Here is a 24,991-nt window from a genome sequence, read left to right as displayed (position 1 = left end):
CTATGATCACCGCGCCATAAACGGCGCAGACGCCGCCAAATTCCTCGCAAAAATAACCCAATACATCAAAAATCCACTGAAATTGATGATGTGAGAAGGGGAGTCTTTCTCAATCGAGAAGCCCCGCCATGCCCGGCCTCGGGCAGGCGGCCGGAGATGTTTGCGCAGGGCGGTTTGTCGTAACGGTCCGGGGGTTTGGTGATGGGCGCGGCCCGGACCGATCGCCCGGGCCGACCTCGGGCAACGCCGCTTACGGCATGACCGAGCCGCCGCCGACATGCAGGGTCTGGCCGGTGATATAGCCGCCCTTGTCCGAGCACAGGAAGGCGATCATCGCCGTGACATCGGCGATGCGGCCGGGGCGGCCCATCGGGATCCCCTCGACGGGCGTCAGCTTGAGCCGGTTTTCCGTCGCTTCGGGGCTGTCGCTGTCATCGACGATGGTGCCCGGGGCAACGCAGTTGACCGTGGCATCGCCACCGAATTCACGCGCCAGCGTGCGGGTCATGCCCACCAGCCCGCCCTTGGCGGCCGAGACATTGACCCGGTTCTTGGCGCCGCGATGTGTGCCCTGTCCGCCCAGGGTGATGATCCGCCCCGCCGGGCTCTTGCGGATATGGGGCGCGGCGGCGCGGATGGTCAGGAACGCGCCGTTCAGCACGACCGAAAGCGTGTGGGTGAAGGTCTCGAGGCTCATTTCCTCGATCGGTGCCTGCGGGCGCGGCGAGGGCACCGAGAGCAGAATATCGAGCTGGCCGAAGCTGTCGATCGCCGTCTGGATCAGCCGCGCGGCGTCTTCCTCCTGCGTGACATCGGCCATGCAGACGACAGCGCGGCTGCCCAGGGCCTCGATCTCCTTGGCGGTGGCGTGGGCCGCCGCCTCGTCCGAGAGCGAGTTGACCACGATGGCGGCGCCATCGCGGGCCAGTTCGAGCGCGATCGCCTTGCCCATACGTTTGGCGCTGCCGGTGACAACGGCCACCCGGCCGGAAAGGGGTTTGGTCATGTTTCCTCCTGATCTGCTGATCGGCGCCCTGCCCGTGCCGCGGGCCGGTATCCGCCCATTGCAATCACATGCGACAGAACAACGCGCCATTCGCGCCGCGGCGTCAGCGGCCGCATCTGGCCGGGGCTATGCCACGGATCCGCAGGGACACACAAGCGCCCGAAGCTGCTGACAGGCTGCTTTCCCCTCGCGCGCGGCGGGAAACCATTTCTTACGCGCGCCGACCGGCACTGGCGGCATTCATGCTCTTGCGTGTTGCGCGCTCACGAGGCGTCGATGAAGCAGGCCATGCGTTCGGCCAGCGCGTCGGGCGCCATGTCGCGGCGGAAGACATCGACAAAACCGTGCTCGGGCAGAACGAAATAGCTGAAGGTCGAGTGATCGACCAGGTAATAGGGGTCATCGCCCGGGTCTTGTGCGCGGTAGAAGGCGCGATAAGCCTGCGCCGCCTTGCGCACCTGTTCTTCCGAGCCGGTCAGCCCGATCATGTCGGGGTGCATGTTCGAAACGAAATTGCCCAGCACCTCGACCGTGTCGCGCCGGGGATCGACCGTCAGGAACACCGGCTGCACGTCATAGCCGCGCTCCTGCGCGATATCGGTGGCGATGGCGTTGCGGTCCACGTCGATGGGGCAGACATCGGGGCAGAAGGTATAGCCGAAGTAAAGCAGCGAAGGCCTGGTGATCACATCGGCATCGGTCACGCTGCGCCCTGTGTGATCGACCATCTCGAAGGGCCCGCCGATGGTGTCGCCCGCCACGGTTATGCCCGCATCGCGGCACTGGGCGAAGGCATCGCCGCCGCCACGGCCGAACAACACGAAATAGGCAATCGCCCCAAGAAAGACAGCCGCCAGAACCGCAGCCGAAACCGCATAGACCCGAGTCATGGCACTCTCCCGCTGCCGAAGTTCGAAACAGCGCATTGATCGCGCAAACCGCGCCCATTAACAATGGCGCTTCGCGGCGATGTGACAATTGGACACGACATGACCCCCCCCGATACCGAACCCGCCTCGCGCAGCACCCACAGCCACTGGGTGCGGCTGCGCACGCTGGTCATGCTGCGCTGGCTGGCGATCCTGGGGCAGTTCGCCGCAATCACCGCCGCCGACATGGTGGTGGGACTCAGCCTCGATCTGGTGCTGTGCTACCTGGCGGTGGGGGCCTCGGTGGTCACGAACATGGTCGCCGTGCTGTCGGCGCCCGAAACCAAGCGGCTGTCGGAAAGCGAGGCGCTGCTAACGCTGCTGTTCGATCTGACTCAGCTTGCCTTCCTGCTCTATCTGACCGGCGGCATCACCAACCCCTTCGCGCTGCTCATGCTGGCGCCGATCACCATCTCGGCGACCGCGCTGCGGCTGCGCAGCACGCTGTTTCTGGGAGCGACGGCAATCGGGCTTGTCACGCTGCTTACCTTTTTTCACGTGCCGCTGCGCTTCAAGACGGGCGAGTTGCTGACGGTGCCGCCGCTGCTGGTGTTCGGCTTCTGGCTGGCGCTGGTGATCGGGATCCTGTTCATCGGGTTCTATTCGCGCCGCGTCGCGGCCGAAATTCACACCATGTCTGACGCCCTGCTGGCCACCCAGGCCGCGCTGTCGCGCGAGCAGAAGCTGACCGACCTGGGCGGCGTGGTGGCCGCGGCCGCGCATGAGTTGGGCACGCCGCTTGCCACCATCAAGCTGGTCAGCACCGAACTGGCCGACGAGCTGCACGACCGGCCGGACCTGCGCGAAGATGCCGAGCTGATCGGCGGCCAGGCCGACCGCTGCCGCGATATCCTGCGCTCCATGGGGCGCGCCGGAAAGGACGATCTGCACCTGCGCCACGCACCGCTGGCCGAAGTGCTGCGCGAAGCCGCCGAGCCACATGCCGCGCGCGGCAAGGACATCCGCTTTTCCTTTGTCGCCGAAGAGGGCGCCGAGCCCCGCCAGCCCGAGGTGTTGCGCTACCCCGAGGTGATCCACGGCATCCGCAACCTGATCCAGAACGCGGTGGATTTCGCCAGCCAGACCGTCTGGGTAGAGGCCCTCTGGAATGACCGGCAGATCACGCTCAGGATCACCGATGACGGGCCGGGTTTTCCGCCGCCGCTTCTGGGTCGCATCGGCGAGCCCTTCGTGCGGCAGCGCCGCGGTGTGCCCACCCTCGACGAGCGCCCCGGCTACGAGGGGATGGGCCTGGGGCTGTTCATCGCCAAGACCCTGCTGGAGCGCACCGGCGCGCGGCTGCGCTTCGCCAATCTGGGCGATGCGGGAAGCTGGCGGCTGGGCGCGGGCCTCACGCGGCCCGATGATGGCCCGGACGGGCGCAGCGGCGCGCAGGCCGAAGTCACCTGGCCGCGTGAGCGGATCTGCACCATCGGCGGCGAAGCCCTGGGCGAAAATCAGCCCTTTCCCCTCTGACGCAGCGCGGCTTCCTGTTCGGGCCGGCCCCGGCGGCGGCTGAAATGCGGCTGCATCTCCGGCAGAAACCCACAGCCTTAACGGCGGGTTAACCATTGCCCTCCAACTGTAAACCGCAGCGTCGTCACAACGTGGCATGTGAATTGATGGGGGTAGTTCATGGTATCCGGTTTCGCCCTGGGCACCGTTCTGGCGGGCACGTCGCTTCTTTCGGCGCTGGCCGCGCTGCTGGTCGCGCATATCGTGCTCGCCGCGCGCCAGCGGCCGGGCGATGTGATCCCGTTTCATGTGGACGACACGGAAACCGTTTTCATCTTTGACGGCGAAAACCTTGTCGATGCCTCCGGCCCGGCCCGCGCGCTGCTGGGCGCGATCGGCGGCGAGGGCAGCGAATGGCAGCGCCTTTCCGCCTGGCTGGCCCGGCGCATCCCTTCATTTCACGACCATATCGCGCGCTTGGGCGAAGAGGGCTGCATGGACCTGTCAGCCACGGGGACGCCGCCGCTGCACCTCAGTGCCGAATGGCGTGCGGGGCTGGCACGGCTTGTGCTGCGCGACCCCGAGGCCGAAGGGCAGCTTGTCGCCATCGACCGGCTCAGCCACCTGGCAACACAGGCCGAACTTGCTCAGCTGCGCCAGACGCTCGAACATGCGCCGGCCCCGGTCTGGCGCGAAAGCGGCGATGGCACGGTGATATGGGCCAACCCGGCCTATCTTGCGCTGGCGAGCGCGCGCGATGCCGCCGCCGGTGTGCTGACCTGGCCGCTGCCGCGGGTGTTCGACACCGTGCCCAGGGGGCTTTCAGGTGACGCCGCAGACACCGGCACGGCACCTGGAGGCACGCTCTTCAGTGCGCGACTCGAGGTCAACACACAGCCGGGGCCACGCTGGTTCGACTGCCGCATCTGCCCGGCCGGCGGGGGCGACGTGCTGGGCTTTGCCCTGCCCGCAGACGATGCCCGCAAGGCCGAGAAATCGCTTGGCGATTTCATCCGCACCCTGACCCGCACTTTCGCCAATCTGCCCATCGGGCTGGCAATCTTTGACCGGCAGCGGCGGCTTCAGGTGTTCAACCCTGCCCTGACCGACCTGACGACGCTGGGGCCGGAGTTCCTGTCCGGGCAGCCGTCGCTCGACAGTTTCTTCGACGCGCTGCGCAGCCGCCAGATGATCCCCGAGCCGCGCGATTACCGAAGCTGGCGCCAAGCGCTCACCGCAGTGGAGCGCGCCGCGGCAGCCGGCCATTTCGAAGAAACCTGGTCGCTCGCCTCGGGGCAGACCTATCGCGTCACGGGCCGGCCCCATCCCGATGGCGCGGTGGCCTTCCTGATCGAGGATATCAGCGCCGAAATCTCGCTCACCCGGCGTTTCCGCAGCCAGATCGAAACCGGGCAGGCCGTGCTCGACAGCCTGCCCGAAGCGATCGCGGTCTTTTCCTCGACCGGGGCGCTGGTGATGTCGAACCAGGCCTATGATGCGCTCTGGCCAGACGATTCGGCGACCCGGCTGCACCGAATGGGCGTGGCCGAGGTGATCGAAAGCTGGCGCGCCCGCGCGCATCCTGGGCCGCACTGGGCGCAACTGCGCACCCTGATCGGCGCGGGCGGGCCGCGCCGCGACTGGCAGGGCGACATCCAGCTGCGCGACGGACGGCACATGCTGTGCCAGCTCACCCCGCTCGCCGGCGGGGCGACACTGGTGGGATTTTCGGCGCACACCCGGACTGCCCCGCACGCTGCCAAAGGGACAGCGGCGGCCACCCGGGCCGCCACCGCACAAACTGCCGCGAAAACACCCGCCACGCCGAAACCACGCCAAAGGAAGGCGCGCGCCTGACCGGGCCGCGGGGGCGGGGAAGAAGCGCGAGGGCAGTGCCTGCCAGGGGGCAGGCAGGCGCTGCCGGGCGTTGCCGCCGGGCGGACCGTTTGGCAAGGTGCCGTGTCGCGCAGAAGCCTTTTGCATGGTCTCCTTTCGACATGCGCTGATTTCCAAATGCGATAGCCCTGCGTGCAGCGGATCCGCCCCTTGCGGCAACCGCCAACTGCGGTAAGACTGCCGCCCATGACCCAGCCCGCCACGCCCGACCTCAGCGCCGAGATCGTCCGCATCGAACTGCCGGGCGAGGCCGCGACCGAGGCGCTTGCCCGCCACATCGCGCCGATGGTCCGGGCAGGGGATGTCCTGCTGCTCGAAGGGCAGATCGGCGCGGGCAAGACCCATTTCGCCCGCGCGCTGATCCTGGCGCGCCTTGCCCTGGCCGGGGCGCCGCCCGAGGATGTGCCTTCGCCCACCTTCACCTTGGTGCAATGCTATCAGGCCGGCGATCTGGAAATCTGGCACAGCGACCTCTATCGCCTTGCCGACCCGGACGAGATTGCCGAACTGGGGCTTGAGGCGGCGTTTGACACGGCGCTCTGCCTGGTCGAGTGGCCCGACCGGCTCGGCCCGCTTGCCCCGCGCGATGCGCTGCGCCTGCATTTCGAACCCGCGCGGGCGGGCGCCGCGCGCATCCTGCACGCCACCCCCGGCGGGCCGCGCAGCCGTGCGCTGGCGCGGCATATCACGAACTGGCGGTTTTTCTGATGTCCGGCCCCGCCCCGACCGCCCCCGAAACCCCGCGCGCCGCACTGATCGATCGCTTTCTTGCCCGCGCGGGCTGGGCCGATGCCCGGCGCGCGGCGCTGGCCGGCGATGCCTCGAACCGGCGCTATCTGCGGCTGACTGGCCCCGGCGGCGCCCGCGCCGTGCTGATGGATGCCGCCCCCGAGCGCGGCGAGGATGTCGGGCCTTTCGCCCGATTCGCGCGGCACCTGCGCGCGCAAGGCCTCTCCGCCCCCGCGATTCTGGCCGAGGATCACGAGGCCGGGCTCTTGCTGCTGGAAGACCTGGGCGATGCGCTTTTCGCTCGCGTCGCCGCCGCGCAGCCCGAGCTGGAGGAAACCCTCTACTCAGCCGCCGTCGACATGCTGGCCTGGCTGCACCGCCAGCCGCCCCCGCCGGACCTGCCCGCCTATGACCCCGCCACGATGGCCGAGCGCGCCGCGCTGGCACTGGACTGGTATCTTCCGGGGCTGGGCGGGCACCAGGCCAGCCCGCAGGAACGCACCGATTTCGCCGCACGGGTGGCGGCGCTCTGTGCCCGGCTGGCGCCACTTGCCCCGGTGCCCGCGCTGCGCGATTTCCATGCCGAGAATCTGCTATGGCTGCCTGAACGGCAGGGCCATGCCCGCGTCGGGCTGCTGGATTTCCAGGATGCCGAGCTGGCCCATCCGGCCTATGATCTCGTCTCGCTCCTTGAGGATGCACGGCGCGATCTTCGCAAGGGGCTGGCCGTGCGGATGTTGCAGCGCTATGTCGAAACGTCCGGCAGCGGCCCCGAGGCCTTCGGCGCGGCCTTTGCCTGCCTCGGCGCCCAGCGCAACCTGCGCATCCTCGGTGTTTTCGCCCGCCTTGCCCTGCGCGACGGCAAGCCCGGATACATCCGCATGATGCCGCGCGTCTGGAACCATCTGCTGGGCGATCTCGCGCATCCCGAACTGGCGCCGCTCGCCAAACAGGTGCGGCGCCTGTTGCCCGCCCCGTCCGATGAAAACCTGCAAAGGATCGCTGCCCGATGCGCCCCGCCCCCAACGCCCTGATGCTGTTTGCCGCGGGCCTTGGCACGCGCATGGGCGCGCTCACCCGCGACCGGCCCAAACCGCTGATCGAGGTGGCCGGTCAGCCGCTGATTGACCATGCACTGGCGCTGGCGCGGCAGGCCGTCATTGACCGGATCGTCGTCAACACCCATTACCTTGCCGGGCAGATCGCCGACCATCTGGCCGGGCAGCCCGACATCGCGCTGTCGCATGAGCAGGAGTTGCTCGACACTGGCGGCGGGCTGCGCGCGGCGCTGCCGCTGCTGGGCGCGGGGCCGGTGTTCACGCTGAATTCCGATGCCGTGTGGGCCGGGCCGAACCCGCTTGAAACCCTGCGCACGGGCTGGGCCGAAGGCGGCGCGAGGATGGAGGCGTTGCTGCTTCTCGTGCCGCGCGCGCAAGCACATGCCCATGCGGGCCAGGGCGATTTCGCGCTTGGCGCCGACGGGCGCCTCACACGCGGGGGCGATCTGGTCTATACTGGCGCGCAGCTCCTTTGCCCCGAGGGCGCGACCGTGTTTGCCGACAGGGTTTTCTCGCTCAACAGGCTGTGGGACGCGATCGCGGCCCGCGGCGGGCTTTACGGGGCGATCCACCCCGGCGCCTGGTGCGATGTGGGCCACCCCGAAGGCATCGCGCGGGCCGAGGCGCTGCTGAAGGGGCGCACGTGATGCTGTTCACTGCCAGCGATACGCCGCGCGTTTTCGGGCTGCCGCCCGGCGTCGATTTCCCGCGCGAACTGGCGGCCGGGCTGATCGAGCGCGGCGCCGCCATGCCGCCTGAGGCCTTCGCGCAGATCGAGATTTATCTGAATACCCGGCGGATGGAACGCCGACTTGCCACGCTGCTGGCCGAATCCGGCGCGCGGCTTCTGCCCCGGCTGCGGCTGATCACCGATCCCGGCCGCGATCTGACACTGTCGGGGATGCCGCCCGCGGTATCGCCACTACGGCGGCGGCTGGAACTGATGCAGCTTGTCGCGCGCCTGCTTGAGCGCGAGCCCGGTCTGGCCCCGGAAGGCGCGGCCTATGACCTGGCCGACAGCCTGGCGCGGCTGATGGATGAAATGCAGGGCGAGGGGGTCCCGCCCGAGCGTTTGGCCCGGCTCGATGTCAGCGCCCATTCGCGACACTGGCAGCGCAGCCTCGATTTCGTGATGCTGATCGAGCGTTATTTCGGCGCCGCCGCCCAGGCCGCACCCGATGCCGAAGCCCGCCAGCGCATGGCTGTCGAGGCGCTGGCGAAACGCTGGACCGAGGCGCCGCCCGCGCACCCCGTTCTGATCGCGGGGTCCACCGGCTCACGCGGGACAACGGCCTTGCTGATGGAGGCGGTGGCGCGGCTGCCACAAGGCGCGCTAGTGCTGCCGGGCTTCGATTTCGACATGCCCGGCGCGATCTGGGGCGGGCTGGATGACGCGCTGGGGGCCGAGGATCACCCGCAATACCGCTTTCATGCATTGATGCGGCGGCTGGGGGTTGGGCCGGGCGAGATAGAACCCTGGCGCGGCACCGCATCCCCGCCCGACGCCGCGCGCAACCGGCTGGTCTCGCTTGCGCTGCGGCCCGCGCCGGTGACCGACCAGTGGATGACCGAGGGCCGCCAGCTTTCCGGGCTGGAGGCGGCCTGCCGTGATCTCAGCCTTGTCGAGGCTCCCTCGCAGCGGGCCGAGGCACTCGCCATCGCGCTGCGGCTGCGCAAGGCTGCGCAAGACGGCCAGCGCGCCGCGCTCGTTACCCCCGACCGGACGCTTGCGCGGCAGGTCACGGCAGCGCTCGACCGCTGGCGCATCGTGCCTGACGATAGCGCGGGCCGGCCGCTCGGCCTGTCGGCACCGGGGCGGTTCTTGCGGCATATCGCCGGGGTGATGGGCGCCCGGCTGACCTCCAGCGCGTTGATAACGCTGCTCAAGCATCCGCTGACCCACAGCGGCGGCGGGCGCGGCGAACATCTGCTGCTGACCGGGGACCTGGATCTGCATCTGCGCCGCCACGGCCCGCCATTTCCCGATGGCGCGATGCTGACCCGCTGGGCGGCACGGCAAAAGGGCGACAGCGCCCCCGCATGGGCCGACTGGCTGGCCCGGATATGCGACCAGATGGCTGCGACACCAGCCCAGGCGGCCCCGCTGGCCGCGCATCTGGCACGGCACCTCGCGCTGGCCGAGGCGCTGGCGGCCGGGCCAGCGGGCACGGACAGCGGCGAACTCTGGGAGGAAGAAGCCGGGCGCATCGGCCGTGCCGCGCTGGAGGAATTGCAACGCGAGGCCGACCACGGCGGCACCATGACCGCACGCGACTACGCCCGGTTTTTCGAATCCTTCCTCGCCGGGCGCGAAGTGCGCGAGATCGTCCAGGCGCACCCGCATATCATGATCCGCGGGACGCTCGAGGCGCGCGTGCAGGAGGCCGATCTGATGATCCTTGGCGGCCTCAACGATGGCATCTGGCCGCAGCTACCGCCGCCCGACCCGTGGCTGAACCGGCAAATGCGCCATGACGCGGGCCTGCTGCTGCCCGAACGCCAGATTGGCCTGTCGGCGCATGATTTCCAGCAGGCCATCGCCGCGCCCGAGGTGATGCTGACCCGCGCACTGCGCGATGCCGAGGCGGCGACCGTGCCGTCGCGCTGGCTCAACCGGCTGACCAACCTGCTGGCGGGCCTGCCCGACCAGGGCGGCGCGGCGGCGCTGGAACAGGCGCAGGCGCGGGGGCAGCACTGGCTGAAACTCGCGCAACAGCTTGAAGAGGAGTACACCCGCCAGCCCCCTGCCCCGCGCCCCGCGCCCTGCCCGCCTGTCGCGCACCGGCCACGGCAGCTTTCGGTCACGGCGATCGAACGGCTGATCCGCGACCCTTATGCGATCTATGCGCGGCATGTGCTGGGGCTGCGCCCGCTCGATCCGCTGCACCCGCAGCCCGATGCGGCACTGCGCGGGCAGGTGCTGCACCGGATTGTCGAAGAGTTCATCCGCACCCGCCCCGCAGCCGAAGAACCGCGCGATGCGGCCCGTTCCAGGCTGCACGACCTGACAGTGCGCATCATGGCCGAAGATGTGCCCTGGCCCACGGCGCGCCACCTCTGGGCGGCGCGGCTTGACCGGGTGGCTGACTGGTTTCTTGACCGCGAAGACACCCGCGAGGGCACTCCGGTGCTGATCGAGGACCGCGGGGCGCTACCCCTCGACGGGCTGGATTTCACGCTGACCGCGCGCCCCGACAGGTTCGACGCCCTGCCCGACGGCGGGCTCGAGATCATCGACTACAAGACAGGCACGCCCCCCGGCCCGCGCGAACAGACCCATTTCGCCAGGCAATTGTTGCTTGAAGCCGCGATGGCCCGGCGCGGCGCGTTTCGCGCCCTCGGCCCGCGCGAGGTGTCACGCGTGCTCTATATCGGTCTGGGCGCCACACCGCACGAGGTGATCACCGAGATTACCCCCGAGATCGACACTGAGACCTGGGAGGGGCTGCACAAGCTGATCCAGTGCTACATGCGGCGCGAACAGGGCTATGCCGCGCGGCGCGCGCCGAAATCGGTGCGCCATGACGGCGACTACGACCATCTGGCACGATTCGGCGAATGGGACATGAGCACCCGCCCCGGCCCCGAACCCGTGGGGGACGGCGAATGAGCGCGCGCGACACCGCCAGCGAACGGCAGGTGCAGGCCGCCGATCCGCGCGCCTCGACCTGGCTTTCGGCCAATGCGGGCTCGGGCAAGACGCGGGTGCTGACCGACCGGGTCGCCCGGCTGCTGCTGGGCGGGGTCGCGCCCGAGCGTATCCTGTGCCTGACATACACCAAGGCCGCCGCCAGCGAGATGCAGAACCGGCTGTTCGGGCGGTTGGGCGAATGGGCCATGCTGCCCGAGGACAAGCTGCGCGAGGCGCTGCTGGCATTGGGTGTCGAGGATGCGCCCGGCGGCGACACGCTGGCGCGCGCCCGGCGGCTCTTTGCCCGTGCGATCGAGACGCCCGGCGGGCTCAAGATCCTGACGATCCATTCCTTCTGCGCCGCATTGCTGCGCCGCTTTCCGCTCGAAGCCGGCGTATCGCCCGGTTTTGCGGAAATGGACGACCGCAGCGCGCGCCGCCTGCATGAGGAGGTGCTGGAAGATCTGGCCCTTGGCGCGCCCGATCTGATGGCCGGGCTGGCCGCGCATGTGGGTGGCGAAGACATCGGCGCGCTTTCCGGCGAGATCATGCGCCACAGGCGCCACTTTCCCCACGAACCCGACCGCAACGCTGCGCTGGCCGCCACGGGGCTGCCTGCAGGCTTTGCCGCCAGTGACATCGCAGGCATTGCGTTTGATGGCTCGGAATCGTCACTAATAGCAGCTTTAGTGACTGTATTGCAGGCACAGACAGCCACCATGAAGACCCTTGCCGCCACTCTTTCGGCCATCGATTTCTGCGCCCCGCAGCAAGATGACCTTGAGGCCCTCTACCGCGCCTTTCTCTATGACAGCGGCCGGACGCCAGAGGCGAAACTGAAATCCGTGCCAACCAAGAAGGCGGCGGAGGCGCTGGGCGAAGACCTGCTGGCCGAATTTCACGCCTTCATGCAGCGCATCGCCGATGCCCGCGCCGCCGAACTGGCGCTTGCGGCGGCGGAAAAGACCCATGCGCTCTACCGTTTCGCAGCGCGCTTCATCCCCGAGGTCGAGCTGCGCAAATCCGCACATGGCTGGCTTGATTTCGACGATCTGATCGCCCGCGCACGGCAATTGCTGACCGACCCCGGCGTCGCGCAATGGGTGCTTTACAAGCTCGATGGCGGAATCGACCACATCCTTGTGGATGAGGCGCAAGACACCAGCCCCGACCAATGGGCGGTGATCGAATCCCTAACCCAGGAGTTCACCGCCGGCGAAGGTTCTGCGCAGACCGAGCGCACCATCTTTGTCGTGGGCGACAAGAAGCAGTCGATCTATTCCTTCCAGGGGGCGGATCTGCGCGCGTTTGAGACGATGCGCGCACAATTTGCCCGGCGGCTTGAACAGGCCGGCAAGGGGATGGGGCAGCTTACGCTCGAGCATTCCTTCCGCTCGTCCGAAGCAATTTTGCGGCTGGTCGATCTTCTGTTCGGTTCCGGGCACGGCGCGGCACTGGGCAGCGAGGTGACACATATCGCCTTTCATCGCGACCTGCCCGGGCGGGTCGACCTCTGGCCGCCGGTGCCGCCCGCCGAGAAGGCAGAGGATCGCGACTGGTGGGACCCGGTCGATATCATCGCCGAAGAACATGAACAGTCGCGCCTGGCCCGGCAGATCGCACGCCAGATCGCCAAGATGGTGGCCGATCGCACGCCCATACCTGACGGCGAAGGCGGGGCGCGGGCAGTCACGCCGGGGGATTTCCTGATCCTCGTGCGCCGCCGTTCGCCGCTGTTTCACCAGATCATCGCCGCGTGTAAAGCCGAGGGGCTGGCGATCGCCGGGGCCGACCGGATGAACCTGAGCGGCGAGCTGGCCGCAAAGGACCTGACGGCGCTGCTGTCGTTTCTGGCCACACCGGATGACGATCTTTCGCTGGCCACGGTGCTGCGCTCGCCGCTTTTCGGCTGGAGCGAAGCCGGGCTTTACGCCCTGGCCCATGACCGCGGGCGCGCCGGCCTGTGGGAAGCCCTGCGCCGCGGCGATGTTGCACGTGAAACATTGGGCGTCCTGACCGACCTGCGCGACCAGGCCGACTTCCTGCGCCCCTATGACCTGCTCGAGCGGCTGCTTTCACGCCATGACGGGCGGCGCAGGCTGCTGGCAAGGCTGGGCCCCGAGGCCGAAGACGGGATCGACGCCTTTCTGGCGCAGGCGCTGGCCTATGAGCGCGTCGAAGTGCCCAGCCTGACCGGGTTTCTGGAATGGCTCGCCTCCGATGAAGTGCAGGTCAAGCGCCAGCTCGACGATGCTGGCGACCGCATCCGCGTGATGACGGTGCATGGCGCGAAGGGGCTGGAGTCGCGCATCGTGATCCTGCCCGACACCGCCCGGTATCGCCCGCCCGAACGCGATGCCCTTGCCCGCACCGAAGAAGGCCGCATTGCCTGGAAAACCGCCGCGGGCGAAGCCCCGCGCGCCCTGCAACAGGCCGCGGAACGTGCCCGCGCCGACCGCGCCGAGGAAGACGAGCGGCTGCTCTACGTGGCTTTGACGCGGGCCGAAACCTGGCTGATCGTCGCCGCCGCAGGCAAGACCGACGATCCGCTGTGCTGGCATGCAAGAATCGAGGCCGCCCTGCGCGAGGCGGGCGCGGTCGAACACGAAACCCCCGCAGGCACAGGCCTGCGGCTGGCGCATCTGGCCTGGCTGGAAAGCACAGGCAGCGCGGTCGGGGCCCGCGCGGCAGAAAGCGTGGCCGGGCGGATCATCCCCCCGTGGGCGAGCGCGCAGGCCCCTGCCCCGCCCGAGGCCGGCAAGCCGCTGTCACCTTCCGATCTGGGCGGCGCCAAGGCGCTGCCCGGCGAAGGCGCCTTGCCCGACGAGGAAGCCGCGAAACGGCGCGGCCGGCAACTTCACCGCCTTCTGGAGCATCTACCGCCCCGACCCGAGGCCGATTGGCCACGGCTTGCGCGCGATCTTCTCGCAGCTGACGAGGACGCCGCAACCGAAAGCGAGATCGCCGCGCTGCTGGACGAGGCGCGCAATGTGCTTTCCGCCCCCGCACTTGCGCATCTTTTCGCCCCCGGCGCGCTGACCGAAGTGGCGATCACCGGCGATCTTGCCGGCAAGCGGGTTCTGGGTGTGATCGACCGGCTTCTGATCAATCCCGACAGGGTGCTTGCGGTGGATTTCAAATCGAACCGGGTGGTGCCGGAGCGCCCGGAGGACGTGCCCGAAGGCCTGCTGCGTCAGATGGCCGCCTATGACACCGCGCTGCGCCAGATCTACCCCAACCGCAGGGTGGAAACGGCTTTTCTGTGGACACGCACCGCCCGGCTCATGCCGCTGCCGCCCGCACTGGTGCGCGCCAGCATCGCACATCTCGGTACCGGCGCTTGACCGTTGGGCGCGGCAACCATAGGTATCGCCGGACAGCGCAATTTTTCCGGAGAGCTCCCATGACCACCCATCCCGTGACCGACGCGACCTTCGATGCCGAGGTAAAACAGTCCGACATCCCCGTGGTGGTGGATTTCTGGGCCGAATGGTGCGGCCCCTGCAAGCAGATCGGCCCCGCGCTGGAAGAGCTCTCCGAGGAATACGCCGGCAAGGTGAAGATCGTTAAGGTCAATGTCGATGAAAACCCCGGCACCCCGGCACAGCTGGGCATTCGCGGCATTCCGGCGCTGTTTCTGTTCAAGGACGGGCAGGTTGTCTCGAACAAGGTCGGCGCAGCGCCCAAGGCCGCGCTGAAAAGCTGGATCGACGAAGCGGTTTAAAGCAATTTCAGAAAAAGTTGATAGACTTTTTCGGTTCGAAATTGCGAGAAAACAAAAGGTTGAAGCAATTCGGCGATTCAACGAATAGCCGAATTGCTTTAAGGCGCGCGCGCCCCGATCCGTGCAAGGGGTGCGCCGTGGCGCACCCTTTTTCATATGCGCACACGCCTACGGGTTTGACAGACGAAAGGCGCAACAGATGGCAGACAGCAGCTTTCCGGGCTGGCACGGCACCACAATCGTGGCCGTGCGCAAGGGCAGCCAGACGGTGATTGCCGGCGACGGGCAGGTCAGCCTGGGCCAGACGGTGATCAAGGGCAGTGCACGCAAGGTGCGCCGGCTCAGCCCCGGCGGGCATGACGTGTTGGTGGGGTTCGCGGGCTCCACCGCCGATGCCTTCACCCTGCTCGAGCGGCTGGAGACCAAGCTTGAGGCCACGCCCGGCCAGCTCCAGCGCGCAGCGGTTGACCTGGCCAAGGATTGGCGCACCGACAAGTACTTGCAGAAGCTCGAGGCGATGCTGCTGGTCTCGAACGGGCCAGAGCTTTATGTCATCACCGGCGCGGGCGACGTGCTGGAGCCTGAACATGACGTGGCCGCCATCGGCTCGGGCGGGATGTATGCCTTGGCCGCCGCGCGCGGGCTGATGGAGAGCGACCTGCCCCCCGAAGAGGTCGCGCGCAAGGCCATGGCCATCGCCGCCGATATCTGCGTCTACACCAACGGCAACCTGACGGTGGAAAGCATCAGCGTCGATTGACCTGAGCCTTCATATAGGCTCGGAGGACTGCATTGATTCGGGTTTGATAACCGCGCCCTTGAGCTTTGAAAAAGGCCAGAACGTCAGGATCTAGACGGATAGAAACGGGTTTCTTTGGCGTGGGCTCGATCAATTGCGCCTTCGTCCAATCTACCTCGATTTCTGATTCACCTTCATAATCTCCGGCTTCACGAAGGTGTTGCCAGTCAGTTTCGCCCTTCATCCGGCGAATCTCGTCCAGAGAGTAGCGCTTCGTAGTGCTCTCGTTCATCGCGTCGTGCCCTTCGGGCTGTAATGATGCGGCAGGTTTCACCGCGAACCGTATAGACAACCGAGATCACGATCCCATTAAGTTTTCCGACTGCTATCTGCCGCTGTTCGATATCGCTACGCGCAGGCAAGACAAGATGGAAACCAAGGAAGATCGTGGCGGCATCAGCGAAGTCAATCTTGTGTTTTTCGATCGCCCTGAGCCGCTTTGTTTCGTCCCAAGAGAAGTATTCCATTATGGCGATTTCTCCGTCCCTCGCACGTGTGTGCTCTCATGGTCCACTCCTCCCGACCAGTTCTTGTGTTGGGAGTTACCCTACACAACGATAGCGTAGTAACTGTATATACATTCGTCAATACAAAGTTGTGCGACCTCTTCATTTTCCGGATTGCATGGCCTACATCGGCCAGAACCGAAAAGGATTGCAAAGTATGACCAGCCTCACCCCCCGCGAGATCGTCTCGGAGCTCGACCGTTTCATCATCGGCCAGAAGGACGCCAAGCGCGCCGTGGCGGTGGCGCTGCGCTCGCGTTGGCGGCGGCGGCAGCTTGACCCAAGCCTGCGCGAGGAGGTCTTTCCCAAGAATATCCTGATGATCGGCCCCACCGGGGTGGGCAAGACCGAAATCTCGCGCCGGCTGGCGAAACTGGCGCGCGCGCCCTTCATCAAGATCGAGGCAACCAAGTTCACCGAAGTCGGCTATGTAGGCCGCGATGTCGAACAAATCATCCGCGATCTGGTCGATTCCGCCATCGCCATGACCCGCGAACACATGCGCGAAGAGGTCCGCGCCCGTGCCGAAGCCGCCGCCGAAGAGCGCGTGATCGAGGCCATCGCCGGCGAGAACGCACGCGACCAGACCCGCGAGATGTTCCGCGGAAAGCTGCGCCGCGGCGAGCTGGACGACAAGGTGATCGAGATCGACATCACCGATACCAGCAACCCCATGCAGATGATGGAAATTCCCGGCCAGCCCGGCGGCGGGATGATGAATCTGGGCGAATTGTTCGGCAAGGCCTTCGGCGGGCGCACCCAGCGCAAGAAGATCACCGTTGCCGAAAGCCATGACGTCTTGATCTCGGAAGAGGCCGACAAACTGCTTGACGATGAAACCGTCACCCGCACCGCGCTGGAATCGGTGGAGCAGGACGGCATCGTCTTCCTGGACGAGATCGACAAGGTCTGCGCCCGTTCGGACGCGCGCGGCGGCGAGGTCAGCCGCGAAGGCGTGCAGCGCGACCTGCTGCCGCTGATCGAGGGCACCACGGTCTCAACCAAACACGGGCCGGTCAAGACCGATCATATCCTGTTCATCGCCTCGGGGGCGTTTCACATCGCCAAGCCCTCCGATCTGCTGCCCGAACTGCAAGGCCGCCTGCCGATCCGGGTGAACCTGCGCGCCCTGACCGAGGCCGATTTCGTGCGCATCCTGACGGAAACCGACAACGCGCTTACCCGCCAGTATTCCGCGCTGATGAAAACCGAAGGCGTGAACGTCGAATTCACCGAAGACGGCATCGCCGCGCTGGCCCGCATCGCCGCCGAGGTCAACCAGTCGGTCGAGAATATCGGCGCGCGAAGGCTTTACACCGTGATGGAGCGCGTGTTCGAAGAGCTTTCCTTCAACGCGCCCGACCGCAGCGGCGAGGTCGTGACCGTCGATGCCGATTTCGTCGAGAAGAACGTGGGCGAGCTTTCCCGCTCGGCTGATCTGAGCCGCTATGTGCTCTGACGCGGGCGGCTGCGTTGCCGAGTGGAACGTAGTGCAGCGATGGCACAGAGTTGCGCGGCGTCGGCACGCAGCGGCCGTGAATCTCTGGCCGTGATCATCCGGGCGCGTTAGGCTGGGCGGTGTCGTGTGAAACTTGCCGGGCCGCTTGCCGTGTCGCGCTTATTATCCTTGATAATCCTTGTGCTGCTGGTGTCTGCCTGCGGCCCCGACAAGGTTTTGACCAAGCTGCCGGACACCGATGTCGAAACCCGGATCGTCCCTGTCTATGTGAGCACCAGCCGCGCGCTTGATGAAACGGGATTCGGCGCCGGACGCAGCGAAGAGCTGCGCTTCGGGCGGTTTGACATCTCCATCCCGCCGCAGCGTGACCCCGGCAGTATCAACTGGCCGCCACGTTCGCGACAAGCCGACCCCGCGCGCGATTTTCTGGTCGCCAATGCCCGGCTTTACCCCGATCCGCGCGCGTTCCGGCACGCGCTTGCCCCTGCCCTTGCCCGCGAACGCGGTGAATCGATCGTTTATGTGCATGGCTTCAACACAGGCTTTGCCAAGGGCCTTTACCGGATCGCACAGCTTACCGCAGATCTCGATCTGCCCGGGGTCGAGATTCATTATTCCTGGCCCTCGGCGGCACGGCCATTGGGCTATGTCCATGATCGCGACAGCGCACTTTATGCCCGCGACGGGCTTGAAGCGTTGCTGGACAACCTCGCCGCCGCCGGATCCGGAAAGATCATGCTGGTCGCGCATTCGATGGGCAGCTTGCTGGCCATGGAGACCCTGCGCCAGATGGCCATACGCGATAACCCCACGCTGCGGAACCTGGCCGGCGTCGTGTTGCTCTCGCCCGATATCGATGTCGATCTCTTCCACGCGCAAGCGCGCGAGATTGAGGATCTGCCGCAGCCCTTCATCCTGTTCACCTCACACCGCGACCGTGCGCTGTCGCTTTCCGCCCGGCTGACCGGTCGGCCTGACAGGCTGGGCAACATCGGTTCGGTCGCCGAGATTGCCGATCTGGAGGTTCTGGTGCTGGAGACAGGCGAATTCTCGGTAGGGCTGGGGCATATGGACCCCGGAAGCTCGCCGGCCATGCTGGAACTGCTGCGAAATGCTGCCGCAGTCAGCACCGTTTTCGAGGATGACGGCGGGCGGCTGGGCTTTCTGCCCGGCACAGTGCTGACCATCCGCAACGCCACCGAGATCATCCTCGCACCGTGAGCGCAGGGCTCAGCGTCCGGACCTGCGCAAATAGACATAATAAGCCCCGCCGCCGCCGTGGCGCTGATGCGCCCGCGCGACCTGAAGCACCGCCGACGAAAGCGGCGGCCGCGCCAGCCAGAGCGGCACCTCGTGGCGCAGGGCGCCCGCACGCTGCGGGATCGGGCCGTCATCGTCGCGCGGGCGCCCCTTGCCGGTAATCACCAGAACAAGCCGCCGCCCCGCCGCCTGTGCCGACAGGATGAAGCGGATCAGTTCCGGCTGCGCCTCGGCCAGGGTCATGCCGTGCAGGTCAAGCCGCGCCTCGGGCCGCAACTTGCCGCGCGACAGGCGCTGAAAGGCCTTGCGATCCATCGCCGGATGCTGCCCGACGGCCTCGGGCGCGGGGGTCGCGAGATCGACGCGCCCTGTTTCGGGTTCGGCGCGGGAGCCTATGCGAAACAGCGGCAGCGCAGGTCTTTGCGCGGGTTCGGGCCGGGTTTCGGATGGTGGGGGCGCCAGGGGCTCGTGCTGCGGCTTCGGATCAGACTGCTGGCGCCGGGCCGCCACCGGCTGGCCACTCAGCGGCCGTGTGCTGGCCGCTATACGGCGCCACAGTTCGCGCTCTTCGGGCCGCAACCCGCGGGCTGTGCGTTTGCGCGCCACGGCTCAATACCCCAAGGCGTAGCTATAGGCCTGCTCGATCGGCAGCAGGGCAACCATCTGTCCATGGTCGCGAATGCGCGCGGCCTTTTCGCCCGCCTCGGCACCGGTGCCCAGAAACAGGTCGGCGCGGCGCGGCCCGCGGATCGCCCCGCCGGTATCCTGTGCGATCATCAGCCGCCGCTTGGGAGTCTCGCCCTCCTTCTCGACCCAGATCGGGGCGCCCAGCGGATAAACCTGCGGATCGACGGCAATCGAGCGCCCGGCAGTCAGCGGCCGGTTCATCGCGCCCAGTGGCCCATCATCACCCGGTAGCGCATCAAGCTCGCGGAAAAACACATAAGATGGATCGTGATTGAGCAACTCGCGCCCTTCTTCGGCGTTGCGACGAACCCAGTTTCGGATCACGGCACCGGAAACCTGATGCGGCTCATAAACCCCCTGGCGCACAAGCTCGGACGCGATGGAGCGCCGCGGATGCCCGTTCTGCCCCGCATACCCCAGGCGCAGGATGCTGCCACCCCTCATGCGCAGCCGGCCCGAGCCCTGGATCTGAAGAAAATAAAGGTCTACCGGGTCGCGCAGCCAGGCGATTTCAAGGCCACGCCCGTCCAGCACACCCTGTTCATCGATCTCCGCCCGCGTCGGTCCGTTGCCAACGGCGGAACCCTCTGGGCCAAGTTCTGGCGGAAGGCGGTAAACAGGGTATTTGTAGAACTTGTCCGGCTCGGACGCAGCGCGCAGCTCCGGCTCGAAATATCCCGTAAAAAGAACAGGCTGCCGACCGGACAGCCGCACGGGCCGGAAGAACAGCTCGAAAAAGGCGCGCGGCTCGGGGTTGCTGGTGGCAAAGGCGCAGACGACAACCCAGTCGGGCGCAGTCAGGTCGGGGCAGGTGGATTGGAAAACCGCAAAGGCTTCGGCGTGATCCTCGTCGTCCCAGCCGTCGAGATCGGCGAAACTCAGGATTTCCGCCTCAAGCGCCAGCGCCCGGCTGCCTGACCCGCCCGAAAAGGCCAGACCCGCCCCCAGAACAAGGGCCAGTGCCGACCGCAGGCGCACCTGGCTCACTCACCCGTGGCGACGAGCTGCCAGTTGGGATCATCCCGGCTCAGATCACGGGCGAAGGTCCAGACATCCTTCTGGCGCTTGATCTCGTTCGGGTCGCCCTCGACAATCTCGCCCTCGCTGTTGCGCACCACCGAAGTCAGCTCAGCATCGAAACGGATGGTGATTTCGGCCTCCGACGTCTCGGGGTCGAGATAGGCGTTGAGAATGCGCACATCGCGCAGCCCGACAAAGGCTGCCTCGACGGTCAGTCCCTCGCGTTCGCGTATCTCGACCACTTCCATGAAGCTCTCGTAGACATCGCGCGAAAGGAACGGCACCAGCGCATCCATGTCTCCGCTCTCGAAGGCCATGAGGATCATCTCATAGGCCTGACGCGCGCCGTTCAGGAAATCGCCGACATGAAAATCCGGATCCACCCGCTTCATTTCGGCCAGGGCCTCGGCCTGTTTGCTGCCTTCCTCGACATAATCGGTTATGTCGGTATCCGGGCCGCCTTCGATCACCTCGAATTCCGGGCGATGCGAGATACCGGCCGACTCGGCGCGGTTCTCGGGCAGCGGCGGCTTTTCGAACCCCTCGCGCGAACCGAGAACGCTTTTCAGGCGGAGAACCAGGAAAATCGCAATCCCGGCCAGAACTAGGAGCTGGAGCACGGCAGAGTCCATTATTGCCTCAAGCGGGTGAACGGGTTTCGTAACATGGCTTGCGCCCTTATGTAAGTGCGCAGGGGCGACAAGTCCACCTTGTCACCTTCAGATAACGGAGAGGTTTCATGTGGCTTTTTGCCCTGTTCATTGTCGTTCCGCTGATCGAGATTGCCCTGTTCATTCAGGTTGGCGGCTGGCTTACGCTATGGCCCACGCTGGGCATCGTGATTCTGACCGCCCTGGCGGGCACCGCGCTTATGCGCCAGCAGGGCCATCGGGCACTTGCGGATGTGCAGCGTTCGCTCGAGCGCGCGCGCGATCCGCTGGAGCCGCTGGCGCATGGGGTGATGATCCTGTTTGCCGGGGCGCTGCTGCTGACGCCGGGTTTTCTGACCGACACGATCGGCTTTCTGTTGCTGATTCCGCCGCTGCGCGTGGCCGCGCTTGCCTTCATCCTGCGCCACGGGGTGCATCGGGTCGTTGTCGGGCGGGCCGCGCGAAAGCCGGGGCGGGCGCCGGGCGACCCTGATATCATCGACGCCGAATTCGAAGAAGTTGCGCCCGATGAGCGCGCGCCGGATCGCCCGGGCAGCGACCAACAGGCCGGGCCACCGGCGCGGGGCGGCCAGCGCCGCCCGTCAGGCTGGACTCGGCATTGAGCGCGCCATGCGGACCTGCTAGAGATCGCGGCGATCTGATATGTCTGTGCAGGAGAAAGACATGGCCGAAAACGGCAACGGCAACGGAGCGGGCGCAGCCCCGCAACAACCCCAGCAGCCCCAGCAGGGCCAACAACCGCCCCAGGTAAAAATGCAGGTGGTGTCGCAATATGTGCGCGACCTGTCCTTCGAGAATGCGCTTGCCCAGCGCGGCGGGCAGGCCTCGGGCGTTCAGCCCGAAATCAAGGTGCAGGTGGGCCTGGATGCCCGCAAGCGCGAGACCGAGCACGAATACGAGGTCGTGACCAAGTTCACCGTGACCTCGAACAACAAGGCCGATGGCAAGGCGGTCTTCCTGCTCGAGCTGGAATATGTCGGGGTTTTCAAGATCGAGGGCGTGCCCGAACAGCAGATGCACCCGTTCCTGCTGATCGAATGCCCGCGGATGCTGTTTCCCTTTGTGCGCCGCATCGTCAGCGACGTCACGCGTGACGGGGGGTATGTGCCGCTCAATCTGGACAACGTCGATTTCATGGCGCTCTACCGTCAGGAGCTGGCCCGGCAGGCCGCGCTCAAGAAAGGCGCCGAAGGCGGCAATGGCGAAACCAAACCCGCCTGAGCAATGCCTGCCCGGCGGTAACGCCGGGCAGCCGCCTCAGCTGAATTTCTTCCACAAGGCATCCTCCCCCAGCCCGGCCACGAATTCGGCATGGGCTGTGGCCTCTTCCCCGGTCAGGCGCGGGGGCAGGGGGACGGGGCGCGGGCGCGGGCGCCAGCCTTGCCCCGCCGCATCCGCTCGGCCGCCGCCGACCTCCGGCTGGCCCGCCGCGCCAAGTGCAAAATCAGGCTGCCGGCCGCCGATCAGTTCGAGATAAACCTCGGCCAGAATTTCCGAATCGAGCAACGCGCCGTGCTTTTCGCGCGCGGAATTGTCGATCCCGAAACGGCGGCACAGCGCATCGAGCGACGCGGGCGAGCCGGGAAACTTGCGCCGCGCCAGGGTAAGGGTGTCGAAGGCCTGGTTCTCGGGCAGCAGCGGACGGGCGCACCAGCGCAATTCGGCGTTGAGAAAGCGCATGTCGAAAGCTGCATTGTGGATGACCAGCCGCGCGCCGCCGACAAATTCGAGAAAGGCATCGGCGATGGCCGCGAAGACCGGTTTGTCGGCCAGAAAGTCATCGCCCAGGCCGTGGACCTGAAACGCCTCTTTCGGCACGGTGCGTTCGGGGTTGATATACTGGTGAAAATACTGCCCCGTGGGCAGGTGGTTGAACAGTTCGACCGCGCCGATCTCGACAATGCGGTGGCCTTCCTCGGGCTCGAAACCCGTGGTTTCGGTATCGAGCACGATTTCACGCATCTCTCTGGCTCCTGATCCGGGCAATCACGGCGCGCACGGCGGCGCGCGTGCTTTCCATATCACGGGTCTCGATCACATGGGTAGCGCGCGCGCGTTTCTCGGCATCGGGCATCTGCCGCGCGAGAAGCTGCTCGAAGGCCTGCGCGGTCATGCCCGGGCGGGCCAGAACACGTTCGCGCTGAACCTCGGGCGGGGCGCTGACCACAACCGCGGCATCGGCCTGAGCATCGAGCCCGGTTTCAAAAAGCAGCGGCACATCGAGCACAATGATATCATGCCCCTCAGACGCGGCGCGGGCAATGAACGCCGCACGATCGGCGGCCACAAGCGGGTGAATCGCCGCCTCCACCTTGCGCAGAAGCTCTGGCTCGGCGGCGATCGCGGCCTTGAGCACGGCACGGTCCACACCTTCCGGCCCGACGGCCTGCGGGCAGAGCTTTGCGATAGCGCGCGTGCCCTCGGCACCGGCGGAATAAAGCCGGTGCACCGTGGCATCCGCATCCCAGACTGGCAGGCCGGCCTCACGGAACATCTGCGCCGTGGTTGTCTTGCCCATGCCGATCGAGCCGGTGAGGCCCAGAATGAAGGGTCTGCTCATGGATCGAGCACCGCGGCACGCGCTGCATCATCCACTTCGGGCCGGGTGCCGAACCAGCGCTCGAACCCCGGCGCCGCCTGGTGCAGCAGCATCCCCAGCCCGTCCACGGTAATGCAGCCCAGCGCAGCGGCATTTTTCAGAAACTGTGTCTGAAGTGGGGCGTAAACCAGGTCGTTGACCACTGCGCGGGGGTTCAACCCGTCAAGCGGCACCCGCAGGTCAGGCTTGCCCGTCATGCCAAGCGCCGTGGTATTGACCACGGTGAGCGCATCCTCGAGCATGTTTCCCGCCTGCACCCAGTCATACACGATGACCCTGGCGCCGAACTCGGTGCGCAGCGCCTCGCTGCGCGCGCGGGTACGATTGGCGATGCGGATCTCGGGCGCCCCGGCCTCGAGAAGGGCTGACACAACGGCGCGCGCCGCGCCGCCGGCACCCAGAACAGCCGCGGGGCCATCTGCCGGGCGCCAGGAGGGGACGTGTTGCCGCAGATTGGCGATAAATCCGTAGCCATCTGTATTATCAGCGTGAATCTTGCCATCCTTGGCATAGGTCAAGGTGTTTGCCGCGCCGATGAGGGCGGCACGATCGGTGACGCTGTCGGCCAACCTGAGCACGGTTTCCTTGTGCGGGATGGTCACATTTACCCCGACAAATCCCATGCGCGGCAACAGGTGGATGACTTCGGCAATATCATTTTGCGCGACTTCGAGAGGGATGTAGTAGCCTGCAATGCCGTAACGGGCCAGCCAGTGCCCGTGCAGCCTCGGTGATTTGCTGTGCGCGATCGGAGCGCCGATCACGCCGGCAAGGGGTATGTGAGCGTGTGTTGTCATGCGGCTATCTCGTTCATCACGGCAAGCTGGTTGAGCAGATCGAGCAACGGCAGCCCGAGTATGGTGAAATATGACCCTTCGATCCTGGAAAACAGGCGCGGGCCTTCTTCCTCGATCTTGTAGCCACCGACGCTGTCACGCAAGCCGGGCCAGTTGCGGGCAAGGTAATCCTGCAAATAGCTGTCGGAAAAATCACGCATGGTCAGGTGTGCCTCGTCCATGCTGCGCCAGACGGGGCGCCCGTCGCGCGCCAGAACGACGGCGGAAATCAGACTGTGCGTGCCCCCGCGCAAGGCCTCAAGCTGCGCCTGCGCGGCCTCGCGGCTTTCCGGTTTGTTGAGGATACGCCCATCAGCCTCGAGAATCTGATCGCTGCCGATCACCAGCGCACCGGCGCAGCGGGCCGAGACCTTGCAGGCCTTCTGCTCGGCCAGCACATCGGCGAGGCTGCGCGCGTTTGCGCCTTCTTCCAGGAGAGCCGCGCGGAGATTCTCCTCGTCAATCCGGGCGGGGCGGGCGCTGAACTCAAGCCCGGCCCGCGTGAGCATGTCAGCCCGGGTGCGGGAGGAGGAAGCAAGAACGAGCCGTGCAGACATGTTCACCATCCTGTGGACAAGCAACGGGAGGAATCGCCCGGAAGCCGGGGGGCAAACAGGCGCCCGCCGAAGTGGTGGGATAACAGGCCCGGCAATGCAAGACCACGGGGGCAGTCATGCACAGTGGACAAAGGTAGAATGCAGGCTGTGGCAAACATGGCGAAGGCTG

General features: G+C 66.5%; 25 protein-coding genes. 14 read left to right on the top strand and 11 right to left on the bottom strand.

The window, feature by feature from the left end:
- A partial coding sequence (locus DQ229_RS17045) for a 2-oxo acid dehydrogenase subunit E2 (protein WP_155326537.1) occupies positions 1-94 on the top strand: 94 nt, incomplete at its 5' end.
- 156 nt (positions 95-250) lie between these two features.
- Here the strand turns inward: DQ229_RS17045 and DQ229_RS14655 are convergent.
- The gene (locus DQ229_RS14655) at positions 251-1,006 is read right to left on the bottom strand and encodes an SDR family NAD(P)-dependent oxidoreductase (RefSeq protein WP_162300889.1); all 756 of its coding nucleotides are present in this window, start codon (positions 1,004-1,006) and stop codon (positions 251-253) included.
- Between the two features lie 263 nt (positions 1,007-1,269).
- Positions 1,270-1,896, bottom strand: coding sequence for an SCO family protein (locus DQ229_RS14650; RefSeq protein WP_114967006.1), 627 nt, complete (start codon positions 1,894-1,896; stop codon positions 1,270-1,272).
- A 99-nt stretch (positions 1,897-1,995) separates the two neighbouring features.
- On the opposite strand from DQ229_RS14650, the gene regB reads away from it, so the two are divergent.
- From regB to hslV, 9 genes are all read left to right on the top strand, one after another.
- Positions 1,996-3,411 (top strand): sensor histidine kinase RegB, encoded by a 1,416-nt coding sequence (gene regB, locus DQ229_RS14645; RefSeq protein WP_114967013.1) that lies wholly within the window; start codon positions 1,996-1,998, stop codon positions 3,409-3,411.
- A 159-nt stretch (positions 3,412-3,570) separates the two neighbouring features.
- The gene (locus DQ229_RS14640; protein ID WP_114967005.1) at positions 3,571-5,247 is read left to right on the top strand and encodes a PAS-domain containing protein; all 1,677 of its coding nucleotides are present in this window, start codon (positions 3,571-3,573) and stop codon (positions 5,245-5,247) included.
- Between the two features lie 225 nt (positions 5,248-5,472).
- Positions 5,473-5,994, top strand: a complete 522-nt coding sequence (gene tsaE, locus DQ229_RS14635) for a tRNA (adenosine(37)-N6)-threonylcarbamoyltransferase complex ATPase subunit type 1 TsaE (protein ID WP_114967004.1) — start codon at positions 5,473-5,475, stop codon at positions 5,992-5,994.
- Positions 5,994-7,049, top strand: a complete 1,056-nt coding sequence (locus DQ229_RS14630; RefSeq protein ID WP_114967003.1) for an aminoglycoside phosphotransferase family protein — start codon at positions 5,994-5,996, stop codon at positions 7,047-7,049. Before tsaE ends, DQ229_RS14630 begins: the two co-directional genes overlap by 1 nt.
- Entirely contained in the window at positions 7,025-7,720 is a 696-nt protein-coding gene (locus tag DQ229_RS14625) for a nucleotidyltransferase family protein (RefSeq protein ID WP_114967002.1), read from the top strand. The genes DQ229_RS14630 and DQ229_RS14625 overlap by 25 nt, the downstream gene beginning before the upstream one ends.
- The gene (gene addB / locus DQ229_RS14620; RefSeq protein WP_114967001.1) at positions 7,720-10,683 is read left to right on the top strand and encodes a double-strand break repair protein AddB; all 2,964 of its coding nucleotides are present in this window, start codon (positions 7,720-7,722) and stop codon (positions 10,681-10,683) included. Before DQ229_RS14625 ends, addB begins: the two co-directional genes overlap by 1 nt.
- Positions 10,680-14,048: a double-strand break repair helicase AddA gene (addA, locus tag DQ229_RS14615; protein WP_114967000.1), complete on the top strand. Its 3,369-nt coding sequence runs from the start codon at positions 10,680-10,682 to the stop codon at positions 14,046-14,048. Before addB ends, addA begins: the two co-directional genes overlap by 4 nt.
- A 59-nt stretch (positions 14,049-14,107) precedes the next feature.
- Positions 14,108-14,428 carry a thioredoxin gene (gene trxA, locus DQ229_RS14610; RefSeq protein ID WP_114966999.1) on the top strand — a complete coding sequence of 107 codons (321 nt, stop codon included), beginning with the start codon at positions 14,108-14,110 and terminating at the stop codon, positions 14,426-14,428.
- 199 nt (positions 14,429-14,627) lie between these two features.
- Positions 14,628-15,188, top strand: coding sequence for an ATP-dependent protease subunit HslV (hslV, locus tag DQ229_RS14605; RefSeq protein ID WP_114966998.1), 561 nt, complete (start codon positions 14,628-14,630; stop codon positions 15,186-15,188).
- Here the strand turns inward: hslV and DQ229_RS14600 are convergent.
- Positions 15,175-15,459 carry a BrnA antitoxin family protein gene (locus DQ229_RS14600; protein WP_114966997.1) on the bottom strand — a complete coding sequence of 95 codons (285 nt, stop codon included), beginning with the start codon at positions 15,457-15,459 and terminating at the stop codon, positions 15,175-15,177. The genes hslV and DQ229_RS14600 overlap by 14 nt on opposite strands.
- A complete protein-coding gene (locus tag DQ229_RS17040) occupies positions 15,395-15,694 on the bottom strand; it encodes a BrnT family toxin (RefSeq protein ID WP_114966996.1) in 300 nt (99 codons plus the stop codon). Before DQ229_RS17040 ends, DQ229_RS14600 begins: the two co-directional genes overlap by 65 nt.
- Positions 15,695-15,890: 196 nt before the next feature.
- On the opposite strand from DQ229_RS17040, the gene hslU reads away from it, so the two are divergent.
- Together hslU and DQ229_RS14585 are read left to right on the top strand one after the other, a co-directional pair.
- Positions 15,891-17,192 (top strand): ATP-dependent protease ATPase subunit HslU, encoded by a 1,302-nt coding sequence (gene hslU / locus DQ229_RS14590; RefSeq protein ID WP_114966995.1) that lies wholly within the window; start codon positions 15,891-15,893, stop codon positions 17,190-17,192.
- 168 nt (positions 17,193-17,360) lie between these two features.
- Positions 17,361-18,413, top strand: coding sequence for an alpha/beta hydrolase (locus DQ229_RS14585; RefSeq protein WP_162300888.1), 1,053 nt, complete (start codon positions 17,361-17,363; stop codon positions 18,411-18,413).
- Between the two features lie 9 nt (positions 18,414-18,422).
- Here DQ229_RS14585 and DQ229_RS14580 read toward each other — a convergent pair whose 3' ends face one another.
- The 3 genes from DQ229_RS14580 to DQ229_RS14570 are packed head-to-tail and all read right to left on the bottom strand — an operon-like array spanning position 18,423 to position 20,791.
- Positions 18,423-19,058, bottom strand: a complete 636-nt coding sequence (locus DQ229_RS14580; RefSeq protein WP_114966993.1) for a Smr/MutS family protein — start codon at positions 19,056-19,058, stop codon at positions 18,423-18,425.
- A 3-nt stretch (positions 19,059-19,061) separates the two neighbouring features.
- A complete protein-coding gene (gene mltA / locus DQ229_RS14575) occupies positions 19,062-20,126 on the bottom strand; it encodes a murein transglycosylase A (RefSeq protein WP_114966992.1) in 1,065 nt (354 codons plus the stop codon).
- Positions 20,123-20,791 carry a Tim44/TimA family putative adaptor protein gene (locus tag DQ229_RS14570; RefSeq protein WP_114966991.1) on the bottom strand — a complete coding sequence of 223 codons (669 nt, stop codon included), beginning with the start codon at positions 20,789-20,791 and terminating at the stop codon, positions 20,123-20,125. The genes mltA and DQ229_RS14570 overlap by 4 nt, the downstream gene beginning before the upstream one ends.
- 107 nt (positions 20,792-20,898) lie before the next feature.
- Between DQ229_RS14570 and DQ229_RS14565 the strand changes: the two genes are divergently transcribed.
- Both DQ229_RS14565 and secB read left to right on the top strand, forming a co-directional pair.
- The gene (locus tag DQ229_RS14565) at positions 20,899-21,432 is read left to right on the top strand and encodes an FxsA family protein (protein WP_114966990.1); all 534 of its coding nucleotides are present in this window, start codon (positions 20,899-20,901) and stop codon (positions 21,430-21,432) included.
- A gap of 61 nt (positions 21,433-21,493) precedes the next feature.
- The gene (secB, locus tag DQ229_RS14560; RefSeq protein WP_114967012.1) at positions 21,494-22,051 is read left to right on the top strand and encodes a protein-export chaperone SecB; all 558 of its coding nucleotides are present in this window, start codon (positions 21,494-21,496) and stop codon (positions 22,049-22,051) included.
- Between the two features lie 36 nt (positions 22,052-22,087).
- On the opposite strand, the gene dnaQ is transcribed toward secB, so the two are convergent.
- From dnaQ to DQ229_RS14540, 4 genes are read right to left on the bottom strand one after another with little or no spacing between them, the layout of a single operon-like run.
- On the bottom strand, positions 22,088-22,792 hold the full coding sequence (dnaQ, locus tag DQ229_RS14555; RefSeq protein ID WP_114966989.1) for a DNA polymerase III subunit epsilon: 705 nt from the start codon (positions 22,790-22,792) through the stop codon (positions 22,088-22,090).
- Entirely contained in the window at positions 22,785-23,390 is a 606-nt protein-coding gene (coaE, locus tag DQ229_RS14550; protein ID WP_114966988.1) for a dephospho-CoA kinase, read from the bottom strand. Before coaE ends, dnaQ begins: the two co-directional genes overlap by 8 nt.
- Positions 23,387-24,226 (bottom strand): shikimate dehydrogenase, encoded by an 840-nt coding sequence (locus DQ229_RS14545; RefSeq protein ID WP_114966987.1) that lies wholly within the window; start codon positions 24,224-24,226, stop codon positions 23,387-23,389. The genes coaE and DQ229_RS14545 overlap by 4 nt, the downstream gene beginning before the upstream one ends.
- The gene (locus tag DQ229_RS14540) at positions 24,223-24,822 is read right to left on the bottom strand and encodes a Maf family protein (RefSeq protein ID WP_114967011.1); all 600 of its coding nucleotides are present in this window, start codon (positions 24,820-24,822) and stop codon (positions 24,223-24,225) included. The genes DQ229_RS14545 and DQ229_RS14540 overlap by 4 nt, the downstream gene beginning before the upstream one ends.
- Positions 24,823-24,991 lie beyond the last annotated feature (169 nt).

The organism is Alkalilacustris brevis (assembly GCF_003350345.1).
GTDB lineage: Bacteria > Pseudomonadota > Alphaproteobacteria > Rhodobacterales > Rhodobacteraceae > Alkalilacustris > Alkalilacustris brevis.
The sequence above is the reverse complement of the archived record's forward strand: the minus strand, read 5'-3'. Positions and strand labels throughout refer to the sequence as shown.